Annotated in this window: 2 protein-coding genes; both read left to right on the forward strand. The window is 39.9% G+C overall.

Going from position 1 to position 2,226, the window contains the following annotated elements:
- Positions 1–338 precede the first annotated feature (338 nt).
- Positions 339–1,313, forward strand: a complete 975-nt coding sequence (locus HC733_RS22040) for a transposase (protein WP_190367123.1) — start codon at positions 339–341, stop codon at positions 1,311–1,313.
- Between the two features lie 379 nt (positions 1,314–1,692).
- Positions 1,693–1,974: a hypothetical protein gene (locus HC733_RS22045; RefSeq protein ID WP_190367124.1), complete on the forward strand. Its 282-nt coding sequence runs from the start codon at positions 1,693–1,695 to the stop codon at positions 1,972–1,974.
- The last annotated feature ends 252 nt before the right edge of the window (positions 1,975–2,226 follow it).

A 2,226-nucleotide genomic window follows, 5' to 3' on the forward strand; every position in this document is an offset into this window, starting at 1 on the left:
CTGAGTGAGGTTAAAGTTCACCACATCGCCACATACGCATAATAATAAAGCACCAAAACAAAGTATTGCCATTTTAAATTGCGTTGCATTTGTTTTAACTGACCGCATTATCAGATAGCAAAATTAACGCGGAAAATTAACGCGGACATCCACTCCAATTTGCATGTTGGGGTGCTTTGTCTAAGCTTTTAGTTCTTCAAAATCATTTCAAATTCTAAGTTCAAGGAGTGAACCGGAAAATTAACGCGGACATCCACTCCAATTTGCATGTTGGGGTGCTTTGTCTAAGCTTTTAGTTCTTCAAAATCATTTCAAATTCTAAGTTCAAGGAGTGAACAATGGGATTAGCAAGGAAGCGGCAAATCAGTTTGTCGGATACTCGGTACTATCATTGTGTTTCGCGCTGTGTTCGCCGTGCATTTTTGTGCGGTGAAGATAAATTTACGGGTAAGTCGTATGAGCATCGCCGAGGGTGGGTAGAAGAACGGTTGTTGTTTTTAGCTCAGGTTTTTTGCATTGATATATGTGCTTTTGCGGTGATGAGCAATCATACCCATGTGGTGCTGTATGTGGATGATAAAAAAGCCCAAAGACTCAGTGACAGAGCTGTACTCATACGTTGGCACAAGCTGTTTAAAGGCTCGATTCTGGGTCATAAATATCTACACAATGAGCGTTTGGACAAAGGTCAACGGTTCTTTTTAGACAAAGAAATAAAAGAATATCGACACCGACTGTGCAGTATTAGCTGGTTTATGCGGGTGTTGAACGAAGGCATAGCACGAGAAGCGAACAAAGAAGATGGTTGTACGGGCAGATTCTGGGAAGGACGCTTTAAAAGCCAGGCGTTACTGGATGAAGCCGCATTAATGGCTTGTATGGCGTATGTTGATTTAAACCCAATCAGAGCCAAAATGGCAAAGACACCAGAAGAGTCAGCCCACACCAGTATTAAAATACGCTGTGCACAAGCCACAAAGGGTAAGCAGCCAAAACAACTTGCACGCTTTGCTGGTAGTCCCAGAAAACACATGCCCAAAGGGCTACCATTTGAACTTAAAAGCTATCTGGAGTTAGTTGAACTGACAGGCAAATGTATTCGAACTGACAAACGAGGCTACATCGACAGCAATCAAGCCCCCATTCTTGAGCGATTGAATATCAAGGCAGACAACTGGCTAAAACTCACTACCCAGTTTGAAAAGGTGTTTCATGGTGCGGTAGGCAAAGAGCATGCAATGGATTTGTATTGCGAGCGACAACAGCATAAGCGAAGACCCAGCATCTCAAATTGCACAATGTTATTAAGCTGACAACAACCTGATTTCATTTATTTACTTTTATGCTTTTAAAATGGCAGGGATAAGTGCGTTTAAAGGATGAGAAATTGAATAAAAAGGGGGTGATTTAAGCAATCACTTACCCATATTAGGCATGACTTTGATAATATCTAGCAACAAAGTTAGTTGTTTTGTTATTGATAGCTTGTTGAAGGTTCTTTTTAATGTCTTTTTAAAGTGGCTGTCCGCTAAGTTTCAGGACGGCAACGTTAGAGGTGAAGTTGCGGTAGGGGCCCTGTATAATTCCACGGTAAAAGGCGTGGGTTATATTTCTGAACCTGTAAGCTATATTGGTGATTTAGCAGGCGCTGCTTTAGGCATAACTGACTATGTACATAAAAGGTAGGTATACATGGCTCGAAAGTTGTATTTAATGAAGCTACCAATTGGAATAGCAATAGCTATGAGTACAAAGGGTTTTTATTTTGTCGGCATACCGCTAGCTCTGGCATATTATTTATTGACCTTTAAACAAATAAATAATTCAGATGAGTTCACTGATAGAGACAAGCGGTTGTACAAACAGGCTCCATTTGCTGTCGCACTTGCTGCACTAGGAGGAGGTGTCGATTCAATGTTATTGTTTGGAATTTCATGTCTTTATTATCTTTACTTTGTTTTGTCAATTGATTAGAGAATTTAAAGCAGGACAGTCACTCATAAAGTATAAAGTAACTGTGGACACCCACCTCAATTTGCATGTTGGGGTGGTTTGTCTACAGAATTAAACAAGACACCCACTTTTACAGAATTAAACAAGACACCCACTTTTATTTGTTTATTTTTCATTCATTGCCTATCTTTTATTTATCTGATTAAAAGATAGGCAGCTTCCATGGCAACGGCACGTAAAAGACAGGTAAGTCTTGTTGATACTAAGTATTAT

Origin of the sequence: Pseudoalteromonas sp. S16_S37, assembly GCF_014694405.1 — a bacterium.
Taxonomy (GTDB): Bacteria; Pseudomonadota; Gammaproteobacteria; order Enterobacterales; family Alteromonadaceae; genus Pseudoalteromonas.